This is a genomic window from Pseudomonas fakonensis, assembly GCF_019139895.1.
In the GTDB taxonomy this organism is placed as follows: domain Bacteria; phylum Pseudomonadota; class Gammaproteobacteria; order Pseudomonadales; family Pseudomonadaceae; genus Aquipseudomonas; species Aquipseudomonas fakonensis.
Window position 1 is genome coordinate 1,121,805 of sequence record NZ_CP077076.1, and the last position, 22,406, is coordinate 1,144,210.

The window sequence follows — 22,406 nt, forward strand, 5'->3', positions numbered from 1 at the left end:
AACCTCAGGCTGCGCGGGCGTGGCGGCGTGCCGGCAGTTCGCTTTCGACCACGCCGAACAGCGCCATATGAACCGCCTGTTGCGCCTGCAGGGCAAGCACGGCGCGCTCTTTGCCTGCGCTGGCGATGGTCGGCAGCAGCTCGATATGTACCTGGCCACGGTCTTGGCCGAACAGGCGCAGCAGGTGCGAGACCAGGTCATCGTTGCCGACGAACGGCGCAATTGGGTCGATCTCGCCGTTGCGAATGTATCGAATGGCAACCGGTTGTACAGGTATGCCCTGGTCGATGGCCCCGGCCAGCAGGCGGCCATGGAAGGTGCGCAGGCTGCGCCCGTCGGTGGTGGTGCCTTCGGGGAAGATCAACAACGGGCGTTGCTGGCCGAGTTGGGTGCTGATCTGCTCACGCAGGCGCTGGGCGTCACCGCCGCCGCGGCGGATGAACAGCGTGCCGGCCTTTTCTGCCAGCCAGCCGGCCAGCGGCCAGTGGCGTACCTCGGCCTTGGACAAGAACGACAGCGGGGTGAGCATGCCCAGCAGCGGGATGTCGGTCCACGACACGTGGTTGCACACCCACAGCATCGGCTGTTGCGGCAGCTCGCCCTGCACCTTCACCTCGAAGGGCAGGGCGGCGACCAGGCGCTGCATGAACAGGCGCGTCCAGCGTTGCCGGCGTTCCAGCGGGGTGTTCAGGCCCAGGCGCTCGGCCAGGGCGATGCAGGCGGCCATCAGCAGGCCCAGGCCCAGCACCATAAACAGCCGCAGCAGGCGGGCACTGGCCCGCAGCCCCGGCATCAGACCGCCGCCTTGAAGTGGCGGGCGTAGCGCGGGCAGAGGTCGTCGCGCTTGAGCAGGATGAACACGTCGGCTACCTGGAAGTCCTCGTCCCAGCACGGCTCGCCGCAGATCTTCGCGCCCAGGCGCATGTAGGCCTTGAGCAGCGGCGGCATCTCGGCGATGACATTGCCTGGCAGGGCCAGGGTCGGCAGCGGGTTTTTCGGTTCGGCGCGCAGGTGCTCGGTGCACAGGTAGCGTTCGCGCAGGCGCTGCATGACCGCATGGGCCTGCACGCCGCCGTCCTGCATGGGGATGCTGGCGCAGCCCATCAGGTAGCTGTAGCGGCCTTCGTTGAGCACTTCGGCCAGCTCGCTCCAGAGCACCGCGATGGTGCCGCCGTTGCGGTAGTCGGGGGCCACGCAGGTGCGGCCCAGCTCGAGGATCGGGCCCTGCAACTGCAGCAGGCCATGCAGGCTGAATTCTTCTTCGCTGTAGAAGCGCCCCAGGCTGCTGGCGGCCTGGTGATCGAGCAGGCGGGTGGTGGCTACCAGCTCGCCGGTGGCCAGGTCGCGCACGCCGATGTGGCGGCAGTGGCTGTCGTAGTCGTCCATGTCCAGGCCGTGTTCTGCGCCCTTGAGCTTGGCCTTGAATTCACCACTGAACACCTTGAAACGCAGCGCCTGTGCTTCCTGCAGGGCGGCAGCGCCGACCAGGCGTTCGGCTTGCAGACGGCGTTCAGGGCTGTTGTCGCCAGAGCGAGCGATCCGAGTCATTGCGAGTCTCCATAAGCCAGCCAAAGGGTTGCGGCCGGTCGGCTTTGTTGTGCAAAGTCAGCCTAGGTATGGCCGGTGTCACCCCCATGAATCTTTGGTGATGCTTGCGTGACAGCCCCACGGGAGGACCTCGATGGCCTGGTTGCAACAACTCAACGACCCTTTGCGCCACCCCTTGCAAGCGACCCTTGGCGAAACCTGCGCCACGGTGCTGGAGCGTTTTGCCAGTGCTGCGCCGTTCGAACTGGCGGTGCTCGGCGGGCGCGCCATGGCCACCCCTGGGCTGGCTTTTCTGCTGGGCTACCAGGCGGCGTTGCGGGTGCTGTGGCCCAGCGCCCCGGCCGGCCTCGGCGCGCTGTGCGCCACCGAGCGGCGCAGCGTGCGCCCGGCCGACATGCACACCCGCCTGGACGGCCTGCGCCTGACCGGCGACAAGGATTTCGTCACGGCAGGGCTTGAGGCCGAGTGGTTGCTGGTGGCGGCGCGCTGCGAAGGGCAGGGCGAAGATCCGCGCTTGCAGCTGGCAGTGGTTTACCCGGGCGAGCCGGGGGTGACGCTGCAAGCCCTGCCAACCCTGCCGTTGATGCCCGAAGTCGGCCATGGCCGCGTGCAACTGCAAGGCGCAGCCTGCGAGTTGCTGGCCGGGGATGGCTGGGATGCCTACGTCAAACCCTTTCGCACCCTTGAAGACCTTTATGTACTGGCCGCGCTGGTGGCCTGGCTGTATGGCGTCGGGCAGGAGTGCGCCTGGCCGCAGGCCTTGCGCCTGCGCTTGCTGAGCCTGCTGGCCGGTTGCGCCGAGGGTAGCCGGCAGTGTGCCGACAGTGTGGGTTGCCACCTGCTGCTGGGCGGGTTGTTCGCCCAGTTCGAAGGGCTGCGCGGTGAGCTCGACAAGGCCCTGGCTGCCGGGCCCGAGCCGTGGGCGCAGCTTTGGCAGCGTGACCAGGGTGTACTGGTGCTGGCACAGGCTGCGCGGGACAAGCGCCTGGCCAAGGCCTGGGGGGCTGCAGGATTGTCATGAAAGCCTGAGAGGCTGAGCGATCTTCAATGCCAGCGCGATCCCTGTGGGAGCGGGCTTGCCCGCGAAGGGCCGCAAGGCGGCCCAATGGAAAGCGACTTCGATGAAGGCACTCTGGTTGTTCCTTGTATTGGCTACCAGCCCCACTTGGGCCGAGGACTGGCCCACCCCTGACTGGTCAACCGACGACAGCCCCCTCGACTGGCAAAGCGTCGACCATTACGCCTTCCCCGAGCGCACGGCGGAACGCACTGGTGTGCGCAGCGACGCCCTGCTGATCATCCGCGACGGCCGCATTCTCCACGAGCGCTACGCCGCCCCCACCCGCGCCGACACCCCGCACCTGAGCTGGTCGGTGAGCAAGAGCGTACTGGCCACCGTGCTGGGTGTGGCCCAGGCCGAGCAGCGCTTCAACCTGGACGACCCCGCCGCCCGCTACTACCCAGCGCTCAAGCAACACCCGAACCTGCGCCTGCGCGACCTGCTGCACTGGGCCAGCGGCTTGGCCTGGCAAGAGGATTACGAATACGCGCCGCTCAAGTCTTCGGTGGTGGCCATGCTCTACACCCGTGGCCGCACCGACATGGCCGCCTATACCGCCGGCATGCCTGCCGCCAGCGCACCGGGCGAGCATTTCGTCTATTCCAGCGGCGACAGCAACCTTTTGGCCGCCGCCCTGCGCGGCATGCTCGAGCCCGGGCAATACGCCGACTACCCCTGGCAGGCGTTGTTCACCCCGCTGGGCATCCACAGCGCGGTGTGGGAGCGCGACGGCGCCGGTACCTTTGTGGGTTCGTCGTACCTGTACCTCAGCGCCCGCGACCTGGCGCGCATCGGCCTGCTGATGCAACGCGGAGGGCGCTGGCAGGGCCGGCAGTTGCTGCCAGCCGACTGGGTGGCGTTCAACCGCACCCTGTTCGAGCGCGCCCAAGCCATCCCCGGTGAGGCCAACCCAGGCGGGCACTGGTGGCTCAACCAGCCGTTGCCCGGCCAGGCGCGGCCCTGGCCCGCAGCGCCAGCTGACACCTTCGCCGCCCTGGGGCACTGGGGCCAGGCGCTGTACGTGCTGCCGGCGCAAAAGCTGGTGATCGTGCGCTATGCCGACGACCGCGATGGCAGCTTCAGCCACGACGAGCTGCTCAAGCGGGTACTGGCCGTGCTGGCCGGGGAGGGTGGCGCATGAAGCGGGTACTGCTGCTACTGGCATTGGCGCTGCTGGCCTGGGCCTGGCACGAGCGCCAGGCGCTGGGCGATTTCCCCGGTATCCTGTCGGCCTATTCGGCCAAGGAGTATTGCTCGTGCCGCTTTGTCATGGGCCTGGACGAAGCCTACTGCCGTGGCTATGTGAAGCAGTACCTGCCGCTGGGGCTGCTTGCAGAAGACGCCACGCAGCGGCGGGTGAGCGCAGAAGGCCTGGGGGTACGCAGCCAGGCCGCCTGGCAGGGCGCGCGGGAGGGCTGCCGCTTGCTGCCATGAAACCGGGCGGGTAATGTTGGCGGCCTTGATTGACAGGAATTCTCATGTTCAAACCGTCCCGCCTGCTGCCCGCATTGCTGCTCCCCCTGTTCATCGGCGCAGGTTCGCCTGCCTTGGCCAACTGGCACCTGGACGGCGAGTCATCGCGGTTGTCCTTCGTCACCGGCAAGAACGGCAACATCGCCGAGGTCAGCCGCTTTTTGGTGCTGCATGGCACGGTCGACCGCAAGGGCGCGGCCGAGGTCCGCATCGAGATGGACTCGGTCAGCAGCGGCATCCCGCTGCGTGACGAGCGCATGCGCGAGAGCCTGTTCGAGGTTGAGCGCTTCGCCGAAGGCAAGGTGCAGGCGCAGATAGACCTGCGCCCGATCAACGACCTGGCCGACGGCGCGCAGCTGGAACTGCGCCTGCCGGTGAGCGTCACCCTGCATGGGCAGACCCACAACTACAACACGTTGTTGCTGGCCACTCGCCTGGACGAGCGGCGCTTCCAGGTGGTGACCCTGGAGCCACTGGTGCTGCGCGCCGAGGACTTCGGCCTGTTGCCGGGCCTGGAAACCCTGCGCAAGGCCGCCGGGCTCAAGTCGATCAACCCGTCGGTGCCGGTGAGCGCGGTGCTGATTTTCAACGCCCGCTGACATGCCGGGGCCGGTCTTCCCCTGGCGGGATGGCAACCAGTTCGAACTGCTGATCGACGGCCCCGAGTTCTTTCCGCGCATGCTCCTGGCGATCGTGCGTGCCGAGTTCCAGGTGGACCTGGAGCTGTACCTGGTCGAAGGCGGCGCCTGCGCCGAAGCCGTGGTCGAGGCCCTGGAGCAGGCCGCGCGGCGCGGCGTGCGGGTGCGCTGCCTGTTCGATGACTACGGCTCGCTGGCTTTCCCCAGCGTGCTGCGCGAGCGCCTGCTGGCGGCCGGCGTGTACCTGCGCTGGTACAACCGCCTGCGCTGGCGCCGGGGCTTGCGCAACCTGTACCGCGACCACCGCAAGCTGCTGCTGGTGGACGAGCGCTGGGCCGTGGTGGGGGGGACCGGGGTAACCGACGAGTTCTGGCAGCCTGAGCAGCCGGTGAGCGAATGGCACGAGGTGATGGTGCATATGCATGGGCCGATCGTCAGCGACTGGCAGTTGCTGTTCGACCGCCAGTGGCATGCCAACCAGCGCCGTACCGCCTGGCGCCCGCCAGAAAACTTCGGCCTGCCGCGCCTGCCCAAGGTACCGGCCCAGGGCGAGGGCATGGGCCGGGTGGCCTATGCCGACGCCCGCCAGCACAAGGACATTCTGCATGCCTTGGTGCGCGCGCTGAACAGCGGCCAGCGGCGCATCTGGCTGGCCACGCCGTATTTTTTGCCCACCTTCAGCGTGCGCCGCTCGCTGCGGCGCGCCGCGCAAAAAGGCCTGGACGTGCGCCTGCTGCTCACCGGCCCGCGCACCGACCACCCGGCGGTGCGCTACGCTGGCCACCGCTACTACCCGCGCCTTTTGCGCGCCGGGGTGCGGATCTTCGAATACCAGCCGTGCTTTTTGCACCTGAAGATGGTGCTGGTGGATGACTGGGTGAGCGTGGGCTCGTGCAACTTCGATCACTGGAACCTGCGCTTCAACCTCGAGGCCAACGTCGAAGCGCTGGACCCGCCGCTGACGGCGGCAGTGGCGGCCAGTTTCGAGCGGGATTTTGCCTTGAGCGAAGAAGTCGACCTGGCCCACTGGCATGCGCGGCCCTTGTGGCGGCGCGTGAAGCAGCGGGTGTGGGGCTGGCTGGATCGGTTGGTGGCCAACCTGCTGGACCGCCGCGACTAGTGCAGCATGTCGCCGGCGGTAAAAGCGAACTATGGTGAATGTCCCTGCAATGGAAGGAGTGGATGCGATGACGGCGAAGAAGATTCTCATGCTGGTGGGCGATTACGTCGAGGACTACGAGGCGATGGTGCCGTTCCAGGCCTTGAGCATGGTCGGCCACACCGTGCACTCGGTGTGCCCGGAGAAAGTCGCGGGGCAGACGGTGCGCACGGCGATCCACGACTTTGAGGGCGAGCAGACCTACAGCGAAAAGCCTGGGCACAACTTTGCCCTGAACTACGACTTCGTCCGGGTGCGTGCCGAGAGCTACGACGCGCTGCTGATTCCGGGTGGGCGGGCACCGGAGTACCTGCGCCTGAACGAAAAGGTGCTGGAGCTGGTGCGCGATTTCGATCAGGCCGGCAAGCCGATTGCGGCGGTGTGCCACGGTGCGCAACTGCTGGCGGCGGCGGGGGTGCTGGAGGGGCGTGAATGCAGCGCCTACCCGGCCTGTGCGCCGGAGGTGCGTCTGGCCGGGGGCAAGTTTGTCGACATTGCAGTGGACCAGGCCCATGTCGATGGCAACCTGGTGACGGCGCCAGCCTGGCCTGCGCACCCGGCGTGGCTGGCGGCGTTCTTGAAGGTGTTGGGGACGCGAATTTCCTGACCTGGCCGCAAAAGAACACGAACCGTTGATTCAACACGGCCCTCTGTGGGAGCGGCCTTGCCGGGGCGCCGTCCGGCCGCGATGGGGCGCGTAGCGGCCCCAGTATCTTGGCATCATGCAGAGTCGCCGGGGCTGCTCCGCAGCCCATCGCGACACAAGGCCGCTTCCCACAGGGATCGCATAACCTTCAAATTTGCGCCAATACTGCAGGAGCCGGCTTGCCGGCGATGAGGGCCTGAAGGTCAGCCCACCTGCTCGACCCAGTCATTGAGGTTGTAGTAGTTGCTCACCCGGGCGATCTTGCCGCAGTGGATGTAGAAAAACGCCCCGGCTGCCAACACGTACTTCTGCCCGTTGGCCGGCGGCAACCCTTGGTCGTCAGCCAGGTATTCGCCGTGCACGGTGAACTCGGCGGCGGCGCGGTTGCCCTCGGCGTTCTGCATCACCACGATGTCGGCCAGGCGTTCGCGGTAGCAGCGGTTCATCTTGTCCATGAACGCGGCAAAGCGGGCCTTGCCCATTTGCCGTTCGCCCTGGTTGATGTCGTGAATCACGTCTTCGCTCAGCAGCGCGAGGAAGGCGGGCATGTCGCCGGCATTGAAGGCGTTGTAGTAGGCGGTGACGAGTTCGGTAGCGGTCATGGAGAAATACCTGTCGCGCAGGGGAAAGGGAAGGGTACTGGGCCGATGATAGGGTTTGTGCTCAGGCCCGGCTTAGCCGAGCGCGTCATCCACATCGACAAAACGACCGCCCCGCATGGAAATACGCCTGCTGCACGGCGCTGCCATCGCGCCTTACATCGATGAGCTTGCTCGTTTGCGCCTGACGGTGTTCCGCGAGTTTCCCTACCTCTACGACGGCAACCTGGACTACGAAGCCGAATACCTCTCCACCTATGCCCGCTCCGGGCGCAGCCTGGTGGTGCTGGCGCTGGATGGCGGCCAGGTGGTGGGCGCCTCCACCGGCCTGCCGCTGGTGGATGAAACCTCCGAGTTCCAGCAGCCGTTCCTGGCCCAGGGCCGCGACCCGGCCTCGGTCTATTACTTCGGCGAATCGGTGCTTCTGCCGGCCTACCGTGGCCAGGGCCTGGGGGTGCGCTTTTTCATCGAGCGCGAGTCCTACGCCCATAAGCTGGCCGAATTCGACTACTGCGCCTTTTGCGCGGTGGAGCGCCCGGCCGGGCACCCGCGCCGGCCAGGGGACTACAAACCGTTGCATGGTTTCTGGCGCAACCGAGGCTTTTTGCATGAGCCTTCACTGCGCACCAGCTACAGCTGGCGCGACCTCGATGAGCAGGAGCAGTCGGCGAAGATCATGTCGTTCTGGCTCAAGGCCCTCCCGGTATGATCCGCGTTGCCGCCTGCCAGTACGCCATCGAGTTGCATGAAAGCTGGGAGGCCTACGCCGACCACCTGCAAGGCCTGTGTGCCGAAGCGGTGGCCGAAGGCGCGCAGTTGCTGCTGCTGCCCGAGTACGCTGGGCTGGTGCTCAGTGGTCAGTTGCCGGCCGGGCAGCGTGGTGACCTGAAGGGCTCGATCGCCGGCATTCAGCCGCTGATCGAACCCTGGCTTACGCTGTGCGAAAGCATCGCCCGACGCTGGGGCATCTACCTGCAGCCGGGCAGCGTACCGGTGCTGGACGCCGATGGCCGCTATCGCAACCGTGCCTGGCTGTTCGGCCCTGACGGGCTGCTGGGCCACCAGGACAAGCTGATCATGACCCGCTTCGAGCGCGAGCAGTGGGACATTGCGCCGGGGCAAGGGTTGTGGGTGTTCGACACGACGCTGGGCCGGCTGGGCATCTTGATCTGCTATGACAACGAATTCCCGCTGCTGGCCCGCACGCTGGCCGAAGGCGGCGCCGACCTGATTCTTGCCCCCAGTTGCACCGACACCGTGGCCGGTTACCACCGGGTACGCATCGGCGCCCAAGCGCGGGCGCTGGAAAACCAGATTGCCGTGTTGCAGAGCCCGACCGTGGGGCTGGCACCCTGGTCGCCGGCGCTGGACGAGAATGTCGGCAAGGCGGGGCTGTTCGTGCCGCCGGACCATGGCATGCCGGGGGATGGGGTGGTGGCTGAAAGCGAGTGCTTGACGCCGGCAGCGAGCCGCTGGCTGGTCTGTAATATTGACCTGGATGAGGTGCGGCGGGTGAGGCAGGAAGGGCAGGTGTTTACCCGCAGGGACTGGCCGGAGCAGTTTGACAGGGTGTTGTAAACAGCGGCGGTCCCATCGCGGGGCCGCCACAGTTACAGCAGGGGTTTACTTCACTTCAACAGCCAGGCTCTGGGCGATCTTGCTCTGCCACAGCGCGGGGCCGGTGATGTGCACCGACTCACCATTGCTGTCCACCGCAACGGTGACCGGCATGTCTTTGACTTCGAACTCGTAGATTGCTTCCATACCCAGCTCGGCGAAGGCCAGGACCTTCGACTTGCGGATGGCCTGGGCCACCAGGTACGCAGCGCCGCCGACGGCCATCAGGTACACGGCCTTGTTGTCCTTGATCGCCTCGATGGCGGTCGGGCCGCGCTCGGACTTGCCGATCATGCCCAACAGGCCGGTTTGCTCGAGGATCTGGCGGGTGAACTTGTCCATGCGGGTGGCGGTGGTCGGGCCGGCAGGGCCTACCACTTCGTCACCGACCGGGTCGACCGGGCCTACGTAGTAGATGAAGCGGCCTTTGAGGTCGACCGGCAGCTGTTCGCCGCGGTTGAGCATCTCGACCATGCGCTTGTGCGCGGCGTCGCGGCCGGTGAGCATTTTGCCGTTGAGCAGGATGGTCTCGCCCGGCTTCCAGCTGGCCACTTCTTCCGGGGTGATGTCGTCCAGGTTCACCCGGCGCGCGCTCGGGCCGGCTTCCCAGACGATTTCCGGGTAGGCGTCCAGCGACGGCGCTTCGAGCTCGGCCGGGCCGTTGCCGTCAAGCACGAAGTGGGCGTGGCGGGTGGCGGCGCAGTTGGGGATCATGCACACCGGCAGGGAGGCGGCGTGGGTCGGGTAGTCCATGATCTTGACGTCGAGCACGGTGGTCAGGCCGCCCAGGCCCTGGGCGCCGATGCCCAGCTGGTTGACCTTCTCGAACAGCTCCAGGCGGATCTCTTCGAGGCGGTTTTGCGGGCCACGGGCCTTGAGCTCATGGATGTCGATGGACTCCATCAACACTTCCTTGGCCATTACCGCCGCTTTTTCTGCGGTGCCGCCGATGCCGATACCCAGCATGCCAGGCGGGCACCAGCCAGCGCCCATGGTCGGCACGGTTTTCAGCACCCAGTCGACGATCGAGTCGGACGGGTTGAGCATGGCCATCTTCGACTTGTTCTCCGAACCGCCGCCTTTGGCTGCGACATCGACCTCGACCTTGTCGCCGGGCACGATGGAGTAGTGGATGACTGCCGGGGTGTTGTCCTTGGTGTTCTTGCGGGCACCGGCCGGGTCGGCCAGGATCGAGGCGCGCAGGACGTTCTCGGGCAGGTTGTAGGCGCGGCGCACACCTTCGTTGATCATGTCGTCGACGCTCATGGTGGCGCCGTCCCAGCGTACGTCCATACCGACGCGGATGAACACGGTGACGATGCCGGTGTCCTGGCAGATCGGGCGGTGGCCGGTGGCGCACATGCGCGAGTTGATCAGGATCTGGGCGATCGAGTCACGCGCGGCTGGCGACTCTTCACGCAGGTAGGCTTCGTGCATCGCCTGGATGAAGTCGACGGGGTGGTAGTACGAGATGAATTGCAGGGCGTCGGCAACGCTCTGAATCAGGTCGTCTTGCTTGATCACGGTCATGCAGCGCGCTCCTCTTAAAGACGGGAACATTCGTAAAGGCACACCGACAACGCACACCGGTATGTCGGGCATGCCTGGCAAGGCTCCGGCTGGTCGGGCCGGGGCAAAAAGGCGCGGCAGTATACCGCGCCCCGGCGCGGGAAACACCTGCGGGTGGTCTGGACCATGGTCGGCTGCGGGGCGGGCATCCTTTTTGCTGTTAGCCTTAGAGTCCTGGGGGCGCAAAGCGCCCCCAGAGTAGATCCCCATATTCGGAGACCCGCCAACCATGCCCGAACTGTGCGTGGGCGAGCGCCGTTTCACGGTGCCGCCCGCCAGCAACCTGCTCGATGCGCTCAACGGCGCCGGCTGCGCCGTGCCCTACAGTTGCCGCGCCGGCAGCTGCCACGCCTGCCTGGTGCGCTGCCTCGACGGCCAGCCTGTGGACGCCAAACCCGAGGCCCTGAGCGCGGCCCAGCGCGACCAGGGCTGGCGCCTGGCCTGCCAGTGCACGGTGGCCGGCGACCTTGAGCTTGCGCTGTTCGACCCGCTGCAAGATGGCCTGCCGGCCACGGTGGCTGCGCTTGACTGGTTCGACGACGTTCTGCGCCTGCGCCTGCGCCCCGGGCGGGCACTGCGTTACCAGGCCGGCCAGCACCTGGTGCTGTGGTGCGCCGATGTTGCCCGCCCGTACTCGTTGGCGAGCCTGCCGGGGGAGGACGACATGCTGGAGTTTCACCTTGATTGCAGCCGCCCCGGGGCATTTTGCGACCGCGCCCGGCAACTGCAGGTGGGCGATGAGCTGAGGCTGGGCGAATTGCGCGGCGGGGCGCTGCACTACGACCCTGACTGGCAGGTGCGCCCGCTCTGGTTACTGGCGGCGGGCACCGGGCTGGCACCTTTGTGGGGCATTCTTCGCGAGGCGCTGCGCCAGGGGCACCAAGGGGAGATTCGGGTGGTGCATGTGGCGCGCACGCCAGCCGGGCATTACCTGGCCGAGGCATTGCAGGCAATGCCGGGGGTGAGTGTGGAGTTGGTACTGGCCGAGCAACTGGATGAGGCGCTGGCCGGGTTGCGTCTGGCGTCGCGCCAGACCATGGCATTGCTGTGCGGGGCGCCGGGGAGTGTCGAACGCTTTGCCCGGCGGCTGTTCATCGCCGGGGTGCCGCGTAATCAGGTGCTGGCGGATGTGTTTACCGAGCATGCCTAGGCGCTGAAACGATCGCGGGGCAAGCCCGCTCCCACGCAGGTGATGCCTGATGCGTGGGAGCGGGCTTGCCCCGCGATGGTTACAGCGCGTGAATCAACCGACCAGTGGGTCACCCACGTGGAGGATCTTCATGCCGTTGGTGCCACCGATGGTGTGGTAGCTGTCACCCTTGGTCAGGATGACCCAGTCGCCTTGCTCCACCAAGCCGCGCTTGAGCAGCTCGTCGACGGCTGCCTGGCTGACCTTGTCGGCCGGCAGCGAGGCCGGGTCGAAGGCAATCGGGTAGACGCCACGGAACATGTTGGCACGGGCCTGGGTGGCGCGGTGCGGCGACAGCGCGAAGATCGGCACATGCGAGCGCAGGCGCGACATGATCAGCGGGGTGTAGCCACTTTCGGTGAGGGCGATGATCGCCTTGACGCCGGGGAAGTGGTTGGCGGTGTACATCGCCGCCAGGGCGATGGACTCGTCGCAGCGCTCGAAGGTGGTGTGCAGGCGGTGGCTGGACTTCTGGCTGGTAGGGTGCTTTTCGGCGCCCGAGCAGATACGGGCCATGGCCTGCACCGCTTCGATCGGGTAGCTGCCGGCGGCGCTTTCGGCCGACAGCATCACCGCGTCGGTGTTGTCGAGCACGGCGTTGGCCACGTCGGACACTTCGGCGCGAGTCGGCATCGGGTTCTGGATCATCGACTCCATCATCTGGGTCGCCACGATCACCGCTTTGTTGTTGCGGCGGGCGTGCTGGATGATCTTCTTCTGGATGGCGATCAGCTCGGCGTCGCCGATTTCCACGCCCAGGTCGCCACGGGCAACCATGACGGCGTCGGAGGCGAGGATCAGCTGGTCGAGGGTCTCGTCGTCGGCTACCGCTTCGGCGCGTTCGATCTTGGCCACCAGCCAGGCGCTGCCGCCGGCTTCGTCACGCAGCTTGCGGGCGTATTCCATGTCGCTGGCGTCACGCGGGAACGACACGGCCAGGTAGTCCAGGTCCATTTCCGCGGCCAGCTTGATGTCGGCCTTGTCTTTTTCGGTCAGGGCCGGTGCGGTCAGGCCGCCACCTTTGCGGTTGATGCCTTTGTGGTCGGACAGCGGGCCACCGATGATCACCACGCAGTGCAGGGCATCGCTGGTGGCGGTCTCGACGCGCATCACCACACGGCCGTCGTCGAGCAGCAGTTCGTCGCCAACGCCGCAGTCCTTGACCAGGTCGGGGTAGTCGATGCCGACGATATCCTGGTTGCCTTCGGTGAGCGGGTGGGCGGTGGAGAAGGTGAACTTGTCACCGACTTTCAGTTCGATGCGCTTGTTGGCGAACTTGGCGATGCGAATCTTCGGACCCTGCAGGTCGCCCAGCAGCGCGACATGGCGGCCGTTCTTGGCGGCGATGTCGCGGATCAGGCGGGCGCGGGCCTTGTGCTCGTCCGGGGTGCCGTGGGAGAAGTTCAGGCGTGCCACGTCCAGGCCGGCGAGGATCAGCTGTTCGATCACTTCCGGCGAATTGCTGGCGGGGCCAAGGGTGGCGACGATTTTGGTACGGCGGATGGTCATGCACAGACTCCTATAGTGAAGCGCAGCGAAAGGCTACTCCTCAATTACGCTGTAGTCATTGTTCCGTTGCACTACCTGCACCTGAACCAAGGTAGCGTTTGAACGGTGGGCGTATGCTTGCAAAAGCCTGTGAAGATTTGACGCAAAAGGCCGATACTCTGCCCATCAAAGGAGAATTCCCATGCGCACCCTGATCGTTTTGACCATGGCGGCCAGTGTCGTCGGCTGCACCCGCTGGTCGATGGACCACCACCTGAACAACGCCTACCGCGCCTACGACCGTGGCGATTGCTCGCGGGTGATGCTGGAGCTTTCGCAGGTCGATCGCACCAGCCGTTCGCGGCCGTTCATCCACCCTGAGGTGTCGCTGCTGCGCGGCCAGTGCCTGGAGCGCCAGAAGCTCTACGTGGATGCGGCGCAAACTTACCAGTACATGATTCAGCAGTACCCGGGCAACGAGTACGCCTACCGCGCCCAGGCGCGCCTGCAGACCCTCGACAAGCTGGGCCACCTGCGCGGCAGCGAGGCGGCGGTGGCCAACCCGGCCAATGCCACACCTTGGCGATAATCCCAAGGTGTCGTTGATTTCATTTAAAGGCTGGCTTTGACTGGGCTAATCTTGCAATTGTGTAGTCACCTTCATTGCCAGTACCGTGTATTCCTGGCCCCGGTACAGGACCGCGCATACGACCATGTTTGTCGAACGCCATATAGAACGTCACCAGTTGCCTTGCGTGCTCAAGGTCTACAACCGCTTTACCGACCAGCAGCTCGGCCACCTGGGCAATGCCTCCGAAGACGGCCTGATGCTCATCAGCCACCTGCCGGTGCTGGTGGGGCCTGACTTCGAGCTGCAACTGCGCGTGCCGCTGGCTGGCGGCGGGCTGCAGTTCATCAACCTCACCGCCAGTTGCCTGTGGTGCCGTGAAGACCAGACCCCTGGGCATTTTGATGCCGGCTTCATGCTGTTGCAGGCACCGCCCGAGTACGACGCCTTCGTACGCTCTCTGCGCGAGTTCTTCAGCTTCCGCCCGCAGAACGCCCCTGTCTGAAGGCTGGCCGCGGCCTGGCGTGGGCCGCTAGACTCTGGTCGACCTTGATACAGGAAGACCCCGTGAGCACCAGCATCTTCTGGCACGACTACGAAACCACCGGCATCAACCCGCGCAGCGACCGCCCGTTGCAGATGGCCGGTGTGCGCACCGACCTCGACCTCAACGAGATCGAGGCGCCGATCAACCTTTTCTGCAACCCCAGCGACGATATTCTGCCGCACCCGGCGGCCTGCCTGGTGACTGGCATCACCCCGCAGCAGTTGGCACGCCAGGGCCTGTGCGAAGCCGACTTCATGACCCGGGTGCATGCCGAGTTGGCGCGCCCTGGCACCTGTGGCGCGGGCTACAATACCCTGCGCTTCGATGATGAGGTCACCCGCTACAGCCTGTACCGCAACTTCTTCGACCCTTATGCCCGCGAGTGGCAGGGCGGCAACAGCCGCTGGGACCTGATCGACGTGGTACGCACTGCCTATGCCCTGCGCCCTGAGGGCATCGTGTGGCCGCAGCAGGACGGCCGCACCAGCCTGCGCCTGGAGCTCTTGAGCAAGGCCAACGGCCTGGAGCATGGCCATGCCCACGAGGCGCTTTCCGACGTACGGGCGACCATTGGCCTGGCGCGCCTGATTCGCCAGAAACAACCCAAGTTGTATGACTGGTTGTTCCAGTTGCGCAGCAAGCACAAGGTGATGGAGCAGATTCGCCTGTTGCAGCCTTTGGTGCATATTTCCGGGCGCTTTTCTGCCGAGCGCAATTACATCGGCGTGGTGCTGCCACTGGCCTGGCACCCGCGCAATCGCAATGCCCTGATTGTGTGTGACCTGGGCCAGGACAGCGCGCCGTTGTTGCAGGAAAGTGCCGAAGTACTGCGTCAGCGTTTGTACACGCGTCGCGAAGACATGCCTGTCGGACAATTACCGGTACCGCTGAAGTTGGTCCACATTAACCGCTGCCCGGTACTGGCGCCCTTGTCGGTGGTGCGACCTGCCGATCAACAGCGGTTGGGGCTGGATATGTCAGCCTTGCAGCGCAGCGCCGAACAACTGGCCAATCAGCAGGCGCTCTGGCGTGACAAGCTGGAGATCATCTTTGAAGAAGAAGGCTTTGCCGCCAGCGAAGATCCGGAGCAGCAGTTGTATGACGGTTTCATCGGCGACCGTGACCGGCGTTTGTGTGAGCAAGTGCGCAATGCGGAACCTGCGCAATTGAGCGGGGCCAACTGGATGTTCGATGACCCGCGCTTGCCGGAGCTGTTGTTCCGTTATCGGGCGCGCAACTTTGCCGATACCCTGAATGCTGAGGAGTTGGCGCGCTGGCATGCGTTCTGCCAGCAACGTTTGAGTAGCCCGCAGCTGGGCGCACCGAATACCGTGGCTGACTTTGAGTTGGCTTGCCAGGCGCGTTTGCCAGAGGCCGACGAGGCCGGGCGGCAGGTATTGCAGGCCTGGCTTGAGCATGTTGCGCAATTGAAGGGGCGCTTTGCCTTGTGAGCCATAAGCCGCGCCGCGAACCCGTTGTAGGAGCGGCCTTGCCGGTCCGGCGCCCCGGCAAGGCCGCTCCTACAGGGGGCCGTAATAATCCGGCGAGTTGCGATATGTTCTACAGCGCGCCAATAAAAAACGCCGGCAAGTGCCGGCGTTTTTCAGGGTGAAACCGAAACGGTACAGGCCCGAATCAGTCCAGCAGGGTGGCCCAGCTTTCGACGGTGTCACCGCCCCACTTGGCTTTCCACTCTTTCAGGGTTTTGTGGTTGCCGCCCTTGGTTTCAATAACCTCGCCATTGTGCGGGTTCTTGTATTGCTTGACCTTGCGCGCACGCTTGGTGGCAACTGGCTTGGCGGCGCCACGTGGGGCCTTGCTCAGTTTGCTTTCCGGGTCGAGCAGGGCAATGACGTCACGCAGCGACTTGCCGTTTTCGGCCATCAGCTCGCGCAGCTTCTTTTCGAAGTCGAGTTCTTTCTGCAGTTTGCCATCTTGCTGCAGGTTGGTCAGGCGGGCCTGAAGTTCCTTGATGGCTTCTTCGGTAGCGCGGTATTCGTTGATCAGGGACATGGAGAGTTCCTTGAGTGCATGTTCGGGAAGGCAGTGCCGGCAATAATAGACAGCCGATACTCTCAAGTAAACAATTAAAAAAGTATTGAATCAATTAGCTGCTTTGAATTGGCCGGATTGCTGTTTGGTTAAGAAAAATTTACTTAGTGTCGAGGCTAATGGCCATTTCCCCGTGGGGCGCAGGGAAATGCCCGGTAGGATTGCGCGCACAGCTTAATGGCTTCCTGCCGTCGAACATTACTGCGTTTTTCCCGGCGGGCCGCTAGAATGTGCCCCTTTGCGAAGTTCTGGAGCTTGTCCCATGCGCACCTATCGACTGGTGATTGCCTGCCCCGACCGTGTCGGTATCGTGGCGAAAGTCAGTAATTTCCTGGCCCTCTACAATGGCTGGATCAATGAAGCCAGCCACCACTCCGACGAGCAGAGCGGCTGGTTCTTCATGCGTCATGAGATCCGCGCCGAATCGCTGCCGTTCGGTATCGAGGCGTTCCGTGAAGCCTTCGCGCCGATTGCCGAAGAGTTCTCCATGACCTGGCGCATCACCGACTCGGCGCAGAAAAAGCGCGTGGTGCTGATGGCCAGTCGCGAGTCGCACTGCCTGGCCGACCTGCTGCACCGCTTCCACACCGACGAGCTGGACTGCGAGATTCCTTGCGTGATCTCCAACCACGACGACCTGCGCAGCATGGTCGAGTGGCACGGCATTCCGTTCTTCCATGTACCGGTCGACCCCAAGGACAAGGCCCCGGCCTTCGCCGAAGTGTCGCGCCTGGTCGAGGCGCACGGCGCCGACGTGGTGGTACTGGCCCGCTACATGCAAATCCTGCCGCCGCAGCTGTGCCGCGACTACGCCGAAAAGGTCATCAACATCCACCACAGCTTCCTGCCGTCGTTCGTCGGTGCCAAGCCATACCACCAGGCCTCCCTGCGCGGGGTGAAGCTGATCGGTGCGACCTGCCACTACGTCACCGAGGAGCTGGACGCCGGCCCGATCATCGAGCAGGACGTGGTGCGTGTCAGCCACGCCGACAGCATCGAAGACATGGTGCGCTTCGGCCGTGACGTCGAGAAGATGGTGCTGGCCCGTGGCCTGCGCTATCACCTCGAAGACCGCGTGCTGGTGCACGGCAACAAGACCGTGGTGTTCGACTGAGCATGGCCGACCCTCGCGACAAGGCCGGCGCCTCGGCGCCACCGACCTTGGGCGAGGGCTGCCTGGCGCGCTTCGACCCGGACGCGCTGGGCGAGGAGGATGGCACCGAGTTCCCCGGTGCCGCCGCCTTGTGGCAAGCGCTCAACCCGCCTGACGCCGCCAGCGCGCAAGCAACGGGCGCGCCAGCAGGCACAGAAACACCGGCCCCCCCGCCAGCAGGTAAAAGTAGTAGGTAACCGCGCGCCAGATCAGGATCGCCGCGGCCGCCGTCGAACTCCCCACCAACGGCGCCAGCAAGGTCGCCGAAGTCAGCTCTGCCGCCCCGGCACCGCCCGGCAGCAGGCTGAACTGGCCAGCGCTGAGCGCGAGCATCTGCACCAGAAAGCTCGGCACCCACGCAATGTTCGCCCCCAACCCCTGCAACACCAGGTACAGCACGCTGTAGCGCAGGCACCAGTGCGCGCAGGTGAGGCTGAACACCAGGGCCAGGGTGCGCTTGGGCAGGCGCCAGGTGTCGGCCAGGGCATGCACGAAGCGCAGCAGCTTGCGTGCCCAGCGCCGCCGCTGTGGCGCGGCTACACCCAGGCGCCGCAATAGCCGGCCACAAGTCTTTATCACCCCGCGCCGATAGCGCAGCAGTGCCAGCACGCCAGCAAGCGCGGCGCACAGCATCAGCGCGCTGCCCAGCAGCATGCTCTGCTGGCTGTGGCCGAGGCGGTGGAACAGCGCGTAGGCGGCGATCGCGAGCATGGCGCAGAAGAAGAACAGCAGGTCGTTGAGCTGGTCCATGGCGAACACCGCGCCGCTGCGCGAGGCCGGGATACGCTCGCGGCCAAGCAACGCCATCAGCGCCAGCGGCCCGCCGCTGCCGCCGGGGGTGGTGCAGATGGCGAATTCGGTGGCCATCACCACCCCCAGGCTGCGCACCCGGCCGAGTCTTGCGCCTTGCTGGCCGAGCAACAGGCGCAGGCGCGCGGCGTTGATGACCCAGCACAGCAGGATCATGCCCAGCAGTTGCAGCATCAGCCCGGGGTCGAAGCTGCGCAGGCGCGGCAACAGTTCGCCACCGCCGAGCAGGGCCGGTACCAGCACCGCCAGCAGCAGGGCCAGGCCCAGCCAGGCGAAGCGGTTCATGGGGCGACCTGGCGGTCCAGCCAGGCTGACTTGGTCAACGGCTCGCGGCCCTGGGCGAGCAGCGTCTGCAAGGTGTCGAGCCAGTAGTTGCGGGCGCTGGGGTGGCGCATATCGACCGGGTGCAAGCCCAGACGCAGGGTGCTGGCGTGCCGCCAGCGCCGGCATTGCCAGTCGCTGACTAGCCTGGACAGGCTGCGGCGCCAGGCGCTGCGGGCACTCCACACCAGCCCCGGGGCCTCGATGGCGGTGAAGTCCGGCAGGCGGTACAGGTGCTGCGGGGTACTGGTGTAGCGCAGGGGCAGTTGGCGCAAGGCCTGGCGGGTGCCTTCGCTCATCAGCCAGGCCGGGGCGACGAAACCTGCAACCGGCCAGCCTTGCCGCTCGAACAGCTGCAGCCCGGCCTGCAGGCGCTGCAACGCGGCGGCCTGGTCAAGGCTGTAGAACTCGCCTTCGTGGGTGTAGAGCCTGCGCATGAAGTACTCGCCCGGGCTGCGCGGCGGCGGGCCGTCGTCGGCATGGTAGTAGCCATGCAGGGCCAGTTCATCGCCCTGGGCCAGGCGCCGTTCGAGCAGGTGGCAGAAGGCCGGCGAGCGGCTGAGTGCGTTGCGGTGGTGGAAGTCCGGCACCACCAGCCAGGTCATGGGCACGCCGCCAAGCGCATCGATGGCCTCGACCAACGGTTGGTAGTCCGGCCAGGTTTGCGGGGCTACGTCGTGCAGCACCAGCATCAGGCTGGGGCGGGCTGCGTTGTCGTCAGGCATGGGCGCGGGCCTGCGGCGTGTGGCCGAGCACTGCCTGATAATGCGACAGCAGGCCGCTGACCACGTTGTCCCAGCTGTAGTACTGCTCGACGTGGCGGCGGGCCCGGGCGCCGAGGCTGCGCACGCCTTCTTCGAAGGCTTCGCGCACCGCCGTGGCCATGGCCTGGCCGTCGTTGGGCAGGCACAGGCGGCCGCACTGCGGGTGGACGAGTTCGCCAAAGGCGCCGGCGCGCACGGCCACCACCGGGGTGGCACTGGCCATGGCTTCGAGGATCACCAGGCCGAAGGTTTCCTGATCGCCGGCGTGCATCAGCAGGTCGGCGCTGGCCAGCAGCCGGGCGACTTCGTGGGGCGGGCAGAACTGGTCGATCACGCTGACGTTGTCAGCGACGCTGGTAGGCATGTTCGAACCCACCAGCAGCAGATGGTAGCCCTGCCCCAGGGCGCGCATGCAGTCCAGCAGCACCGGCAGGTTCTTTTCCCGTGAGCCGCGCCCGGCGAACACCAGCAGGCGGCGGCTGTCGGGAATACCCAGCTCGGCGCGCAGGCCGGGGTCGCGCCGGGCGGGGTTGAACAGCGCCAGGTCCACCCCCAGGCGTTGCACGTGCACGTCTTTTACCCCCAGGCGGCGCAGCTTGTCGGCCATCACCTGGCTGGGTGCCAGCACCCGGTCGAAGTTGCCGTACAGCTTGCTGACATAGGCCTCGACGTTGGGGGTGAACCAGTTGCCCATGCGGTTGCTCACCAGCAGCGGCAGGTCGGAGTGGTAGAAGCCGATCACCGGCACGTCGAGTTTGCGCCGCGCCTCGAGCGCTGCCCAGGCGGTGAGGTAGGGGTCGCCGACTTCGATCAGGTCGGGTTGCAGGCGGCGCAGTTCCTTGCACCAGGGCGCCAGGCGCAGCGGAAAGCGATAACCGTTGCCGAATGGCAGGGGTGGGGCAGGCACCTGGTAGATACCGTCGGTATGGCCGGCATTGGCACCGGGGATCAACAGGCTGTGGCGTACGCCGGGCATGGCGTCGAGGCGGCGGTGCTTGGCATCAAGATAGGTTCGTACGCCGCCACTGGCCGGGGCGTAGAACATGGTGATGTCGGCGATGTGCACGATCAGCATCCCTCCGGGATCGTCTTCGGGGTCTGTCATCTGCCGGTAATGGCCGACGATGACTCGCCTGAAGGTTGACCTTGTGGAAGGATAGTTTGTTCTATCGGGGTTGGCCGGGAGGGCCTTTCCCCGGGCCTGCTTGCTCCCACGCAAAGTGCGTGGGAGCAAGCAGGCCCGGGGATGTTTTCAGGTCAGATACGGAAGCTGCCGACCAGTTGCTTGAGGCGCCCGGCCTGCTGCTCAAGGTCCGAGCAGGCGCGCAGGGTGGCCTGCAGGTTTTCCACGCCTTCCTGGTTGAGCATGTTGATTTCGTTGATGTCCATGTTGATCGAGTCGACCACTGAGGTCTGCTCTTCGGTCGCCGTGGCCACCGACTGGTTCATGCCGTCGATCTCGCCGATGCGCTGGGTCACGCTGCCCAGGCGCTCGCCGGCCTGGTTGGCGATGTCCATGCTGTCCTGGCTGTGGCGCTGGCTCTGGTCCATGGTGTCGACCGAGGCGCGGGCACCGACCTGCAGCTCCTCGATCATGGTCTGCACCTGCTGCGCCGACTCCTGGGTGCGGTGCGCCAGGTTGCGCACTTCGTCGGCTACAACGGCGAAACCACGCCCTGCCTCGCCGGCGCGGGCGGCTTCGATGGCGGCGTTGAGCGCCAGCAGGTTGGTCTGCTGGGAGATGCTGGTGATCACCTCGAGGATCTGGCCGATGTTGACGGTCTTGCTGTTGAGCGTCTCGATATGGCCGCTGGAGCTGACGATCAGGTCCGACAGGCGGTTCATCGCCTCGATGTTGCGCTGCACCACTTGCTGGCCTTCTTCAGCCAGCAGGCGCGCGGAGCTGGCGTGCTGCGAGGCCTGGGCGGCGTTGCCGGCGATCTCCTGGGCGGCGGCGCCAAGCTGGTTGATGGCCGCGGCGACGCTGCTGGTGCGATTGGACTGCTCGTCGGAGTTGCTCATCGACGAGTTGGAGGCGCTGATCACACGCAGGGCCACTTCGTTGACCTGCTCGGTGGCCGACGACACTTCACGGATCGAGCCGTGAATACGCTCGACGAAGCGGTTGAAGGCGGTACCCAGGGTGCCGAATTCGTCGTGGGTATGGATGTCCAGGCGGCGGGTCAGGTCGCCTTCGCCTTCGGCGATGTTCTCCATGGCGCGGGTCATGGTGTGCAGCGGCTGCAGCAGCACGCGGATCAACAGGCCGAGCAGGGCGATGATGATCACCACCGCCACCAGGGTGGCGATCACCGCCGAGGTGCGGAACTTGCTGAGCATGCTGAAGGCTTTGTCCTTGTCCACCGACAGGCCGATGTACCAGTTGGCCGACGGCAGGCCCTGCACCTTGGTGAAGGTCAGCAGGCGGGTTTTACCGTCCACTTCGACCTCGGTCAGCTCGCGGGACAGTTTCGGCGTGTGCTGCGGGAACAGGTCCGACAGCGACTTCATCACCAGGTTCTTGTCCGGGTGCACCAGGATCTTGCCTTGATCGTTGACCAGGAAGGCATAGCCCATGCCGCCGAAGTTCAGCGAGTTGACGATCTCCACCAGGCCGTCCAGGGCCAGGTCGCCGCCGACCACGCCGACCGAGCGCGAAGCGGTGCTGATGATCGAGATGACCATCTTGTTGGTGGCCATGTCGATGTACGGCTCGGTGAGCATCGGGCCGCTGGCGTTCATGCCGTCCTTGTACCAGGGGCGCACCCGCGGGTCGTAGCCGTCGGGCATCTTGGCGTCGGGGCGCACGGTGAAGGTACCGTCGGGCTGGCCCAGGTAGATGGTCAGAAAGCTCGAGGTCAGGGCGTTCATGCCCAGTTGAGTGCCGATGTTCTGCGGGTTCTGCGCCAGGTTCTGGGCGACGTTCTCCACCAGCTTGATGCGCCCTTCGAACAGGTTGCGGATGTTGGTGGAGGTGGAATCGCCCATCTCGCCGAGGTAGTTCTCCAGGTCGGCGCGAATGGCATTACGCTGGAGGTAGTCGTTGTAGAGGGTGAACAGGCTGAAGGCGAGGATCACGATCAGTGATGCTGCCAGGAGAATCTTGTGGCTGAAACGAAGGCTTTTATTCATGACGTGATCGCGTCCGCTAAGGTTTTTTATCGGGTCGTTCGCACAAAGCACGGTAGAAAATCAGTGCAACTGG

General features: G+C 65.5%; 23 protein-coding genes and 1 pseudogene. 13 read left to right on the forward strand and 11 right to left on the reverse strand.

Annotated elements, in window-relative coordinates; genetic code table 11:
* Window positions 1-4: 4 nt before the first annotated feature.
* Together KSS94_RS05130 and olsB are read right to left on the reverse strand one after the other, a co-directional pair.
* On the reverse strand, window positions 5-793 hold the full coding sequence (locus KSS94_RS05130) for a lysophospholipid acyltransferase family protein (protein WP_217841956.1): 789 nt from the start codon (window positions 791-793) through the stop codon (window positions 5-7).
* A complete protein-coding gene (gene olsB, locus KSS94_RS05135; protein ID WP_217841957.1) occupies window positions 793-1,548 on the reverse strand; it encodes an L-ornithine N(alpha)-acyltransferase in 756 nt (251 codons plus the stop codon). The genes KSS94_RS05130 and olsB overlap by 1 nt, the downstream gene beginning before the upstream one ends.
* Before the next feature lie 133 nt (window positions 1,549-1,681).
* Here olsB and KSS94_RS05140 point away from each other — a divergent pair, with 133 nt between their 5' ends.
* From KSS94_RS05140 to KSS94_RS05165, 6 genes are all read left to right on the forward strand, one after another.
* Complete coding sequence (locus tag KSS94_RS05140; RefSeq protein WP_217841958.1) at window positions 1,682-2,569, forward strand: acyl-CoA dehydrogenase middle domain-containing protein; 888 nt, start codon at window positions 1,682-1,684, stop codon at window positions 2,567-2,569.
* A 100-nt stretch (window positions 2,570-2,669) separates the two neighbouring features.
* Window positions 2,670-3,749: a serine hydrolase domain-containing protein gene (locus KSS94_RS05145; RefSeq protein ID WP_217841959.1), complete on the forward strand. Its 1,080-nt coding sequence runs from the start codon at window positions 2,670-2,672 to the stop codon at window positions 3,747-3,749.
* Window positions 3,746-4,042: an amidase gene (locus KSS94_RS05150; RefSeq protein ID WP_217841960.1), complete on the forward strand. Its 297-nt coding sequence runs from the start codon at window positions 3,746-3,748 to the stop codon at window positions 4,040-4,042. Before KSS94_RS05145 ends, KSS94_RS05150 begins: the two co-directional genes overlap by 4 nt.
* A gap of 44 nt (window positions 4,043-4,086) precedes the next feature.
* The gene (locus tag KSS94_RS05155; protein ID WP_217841961.1) at window positions 4,087-4,680 is read left to right on the forward strand and encodes a YceI family protein; all 594 of its coding nucleotides are present in this window, start codon (window positions 4,087-4,089) and stop codon (window positions 4,678-4,680) included.
* A gap of 1 nt (window position 4,681) precedes the next feature.
* Window positions 4,682-5,839: a phospholipase D-like domain-containing protein gene (locus KSS94_RS05160; protein WP_217841962.1), complete on the forward strand. Its 1,158-nt coding sequence runs from the start codon at window positions 4,682-4,684 to the stop codon at window positions 5,837-5,839.
* 67 nt (window positions 5,840-5,906) lie between these two features.
* Window positions 5,907-6,485 carry a DJ-1/PfpI family protein gene (locus tag KSS94_RS05165; RefSeq protein WP_217841963.1) on the forward strand — a complete coding sequence of 193 codons (579 nt, stop codon included), beginning with the start codon at window positions 5,907-5,909 and terminating at the stop codon, window positions 6,483-6,485.
* A 242-nt stretch (window positions 6,486-6,727) separates the two neighbouring features.
* Here KSS94_RS05165 and KSS94_RS05170 read toward each other — a convergent pair whose 3' ends face one another.
* On the reverse strand, window positions 6,728-7,126 hold the full coding sequence (locus KSS94_RS05170; protein WP_217841964.1) for a nuclear transport factor 2 family protein: 399 nt from the start codon (window positions 7,124-7,126) through the stop codon (window positions 6,728-6,730).
* 115 nt (window positions 7,127-7,241) lie between these two features.
* On the opposite strand from KSS94_RS05170, the gene KSS94_RS05175 reads away from it, so the two are divergent.
* Window positions 7,242-7,832: a GNAT family acetyltransferase gene (locus KSS94_RS05175; RefSeq protein WP_217841965.1), complete on the forward strand. Its 591-nt coding sequence runs from the start codon at window positions 7,242-7,244 to the stop codon at window positions 7,830-7,832.
* A complete protein-coding gene (locus tag KSS94_RS05180) occupies window positions 7,829-8,701 on the forward strand; it encodes a carbon-nitrogen hydrolase family protein (protein ID WP_217841966.1) in 873 nt (290 codons plus the stop codon). Before KSS94_RS05175 ends, KSS94_RS05180 begins: the two co-directional genes overlap by 4 nt.
* 45 nt (window positions 8,702-8,746) lie before the next feature.
* Here KSS94_RS05180 and KSS94_RS05185 read toward each other — a convergent pair whose 3' ends face one another.
* Window positions 8,747-10,270: a fumarate hydratase gene (locus KSS94_RS05185; protein WP_054885069.1), complete on the reverse strand. Its 1,524-nt coding sequence runs from the start codon at window positions 10,268-10,270 to the stop codon at window positions 8,747-8,749.
* 268 nt (window positions 10,271-10,538) lie between these two features.
* Between KSS94_RS05185 and KSS94_RS05190 the strand changes: the two genes are divergently transcribed.
* Entirely contained in the window at window positions 10,539-11,459 is a 921-nt protein-coding gene (locus KSS94_RS05190; RefSeq protein ID WP_217841967.1) for an iron-sulfur-binding ferredoxin reductase, read from the forward strand.
* A 93-nt stretch (window positions 11,460-11,552) separates the two neighbouring features.
* Here KSS94_RS05190 and pyk read toward each other — a convergent pair whose 3' ends face one another.
* On the reverse strand, window positions 11,553-13,007 hold the full coding sequence (pyk, locus tag KSS94_RS05195) for a pyruvate kinase (RefSeq protein WP_217841968.1): 1,455 nt from the start codon (window positions 13,005-13,007) through the stop codon (window positions 11,553-11,555).
* A gap of 181 nt (window positions 13,008-13,188) precedes the next feature.
* On the opposite strand from pyk, the gene KSS94_RS05200 reads away from it, so the two are divergent.
* From KSS94_RS05200 to sbcB, 3 genes are all read left to right on the forward strand, one after another.
* A complete protein-coding gene (locus KSS94_RS05200; protein WP_217841969.1) occupies window positions 13,189-13,575 on the forward strand; it encodes a tol-pal system YbgF family protein in 387 nt (128 codons plus the stop codon).
* A gap of 124 nt (window positions 13,576-13,699) precedes the next feature.
* Window positions 13,700-14,059 (forward strand): PilZ domain-containing protein, encoded by a 360-nt coding sequence (locus KSS94_RS05205; RefSeq protein ID WP_217841970.1) that lies wholly within the window; start codon window positions 13,700-13,702, stop codon window positions 14,057-14,059.
* Window positions 14,060-14,121: 62 nt separating this feature from the next.
* The gene (gene sbcB / locus KSS94_RS05210) at window positions 14,122-15,552 is read left to right on the forward strand and encodes an exodeoxyribonuclease I (RefSeq protein ID WP_217841971.1); all 1,431 of its coding nucleotides are present in this window, start codon (window positions 14,122-14,124) and stop codon (window positions 15,550-15,552) included.
* A gap of 184 nt (window positions 15,553-15,736) precedes the next feature.
* Here sbcB and mvaT read toward each other — a convergent pair whose 3' ends face one another.
* Complete coding sequence (mvaT, locus tag KSS94_RS05215) at window positions 15,737-16,114, reverse strand: histone-like nucleoid-structuring protein MvaT (RefSeq protein WP_217841972.1); 378 nt, start codon at window positions 16,112-16,114, stop codon at window positions 15,737-15,739.
* A 301-nt stretch (window positions 16,115-16,415) separates the two neighbouring features.
* On the opposite strand from mvaT, the gene purU reads away from it, so the two are divergent.
* A complete protein-coding gene (gene purU / locus KSS94_RS05220; protein ID WP_217841973.1) occupies window positions 16,416-17,267 on the forward strand; it encodes a formyltetrahydrofolate deformylase in 852 nt (283 codons plus the stop codon).
* A 141-nt stretch (window positions 17,268-17,408) separates the two neighbouring features.
* Here the strand turns inward: purU and gpgF are convergent, their stop codons facing one another.
* From gpgF to KSS94_RS27495, 5 genes and pseudogenes are all read right to left on the reverse strand, one after another.
* Window positions 17,409-18,401 (reverse strand): glucosaminyl phosphatidylglycerol flippase, encoded by a 993-nt coding sequence (gpgF, locus tag KSS94_RS05225; RefSeq protein WP_217841974.1) that lies wholly within the window; start codon window positions 18,399-18,401, stop codon window positions 17,409-17,411.
* Window positions 18,398-19,162, reverse strand: coding sequence for an N-acetylglucosaminyl phosphatidylglycerol deacetylase (gpgD, locus tag KSS94_RS05230; RefSeq protein ID WP_217841975.1), 765 nt, complete (start codon window positions 19,160-19,162; stop codon window positions 18,398-18,400). The genes gpgF and gpgD overlap by 4 nt, the downstream gene beginning before the upstream one ends.
* On the reverse strand, window positions 19,155-20,276 hold the full coding sequence (gpgS, locus tag KSS94_RS05235) for an N-acetylglucosaminyl phosphatidylglycerol synthase (protein ID WP_217841976.1): 1,122 nt from the start codon (window positions 20,274-20,276) through the stop codon (window positions 19,155-19,157). Before gpgS ends, gpgD begins: the two co-directional genes overlap by 8 nt.
* A 182-nt stretch (window positions 20,277-20,458) precedes the next feature.
* Window positions 20,459-21,223 (reverse strand): methyl-accepting chemotaxis protein, encoded by a 765-nt coding sequence (locus KSS94_RS27490; protein ID WP_369992119.1) that lies wholly within the window; start codon window positions 21,221-21,223, stop codon window positions 20,459-20,461.
* A 93-nt stretch (window positions 21,224-21,316) separates the two neighbouring features.
* A pseudogene (locus KSS94_RS27495) lies at window positions 21,317-22,333 on the reverse strand (HAMP domain-containing protein); the annotation flags it as partial.
* Window positions 22,334-22,406: the final 73 nt, after the last annotated feature.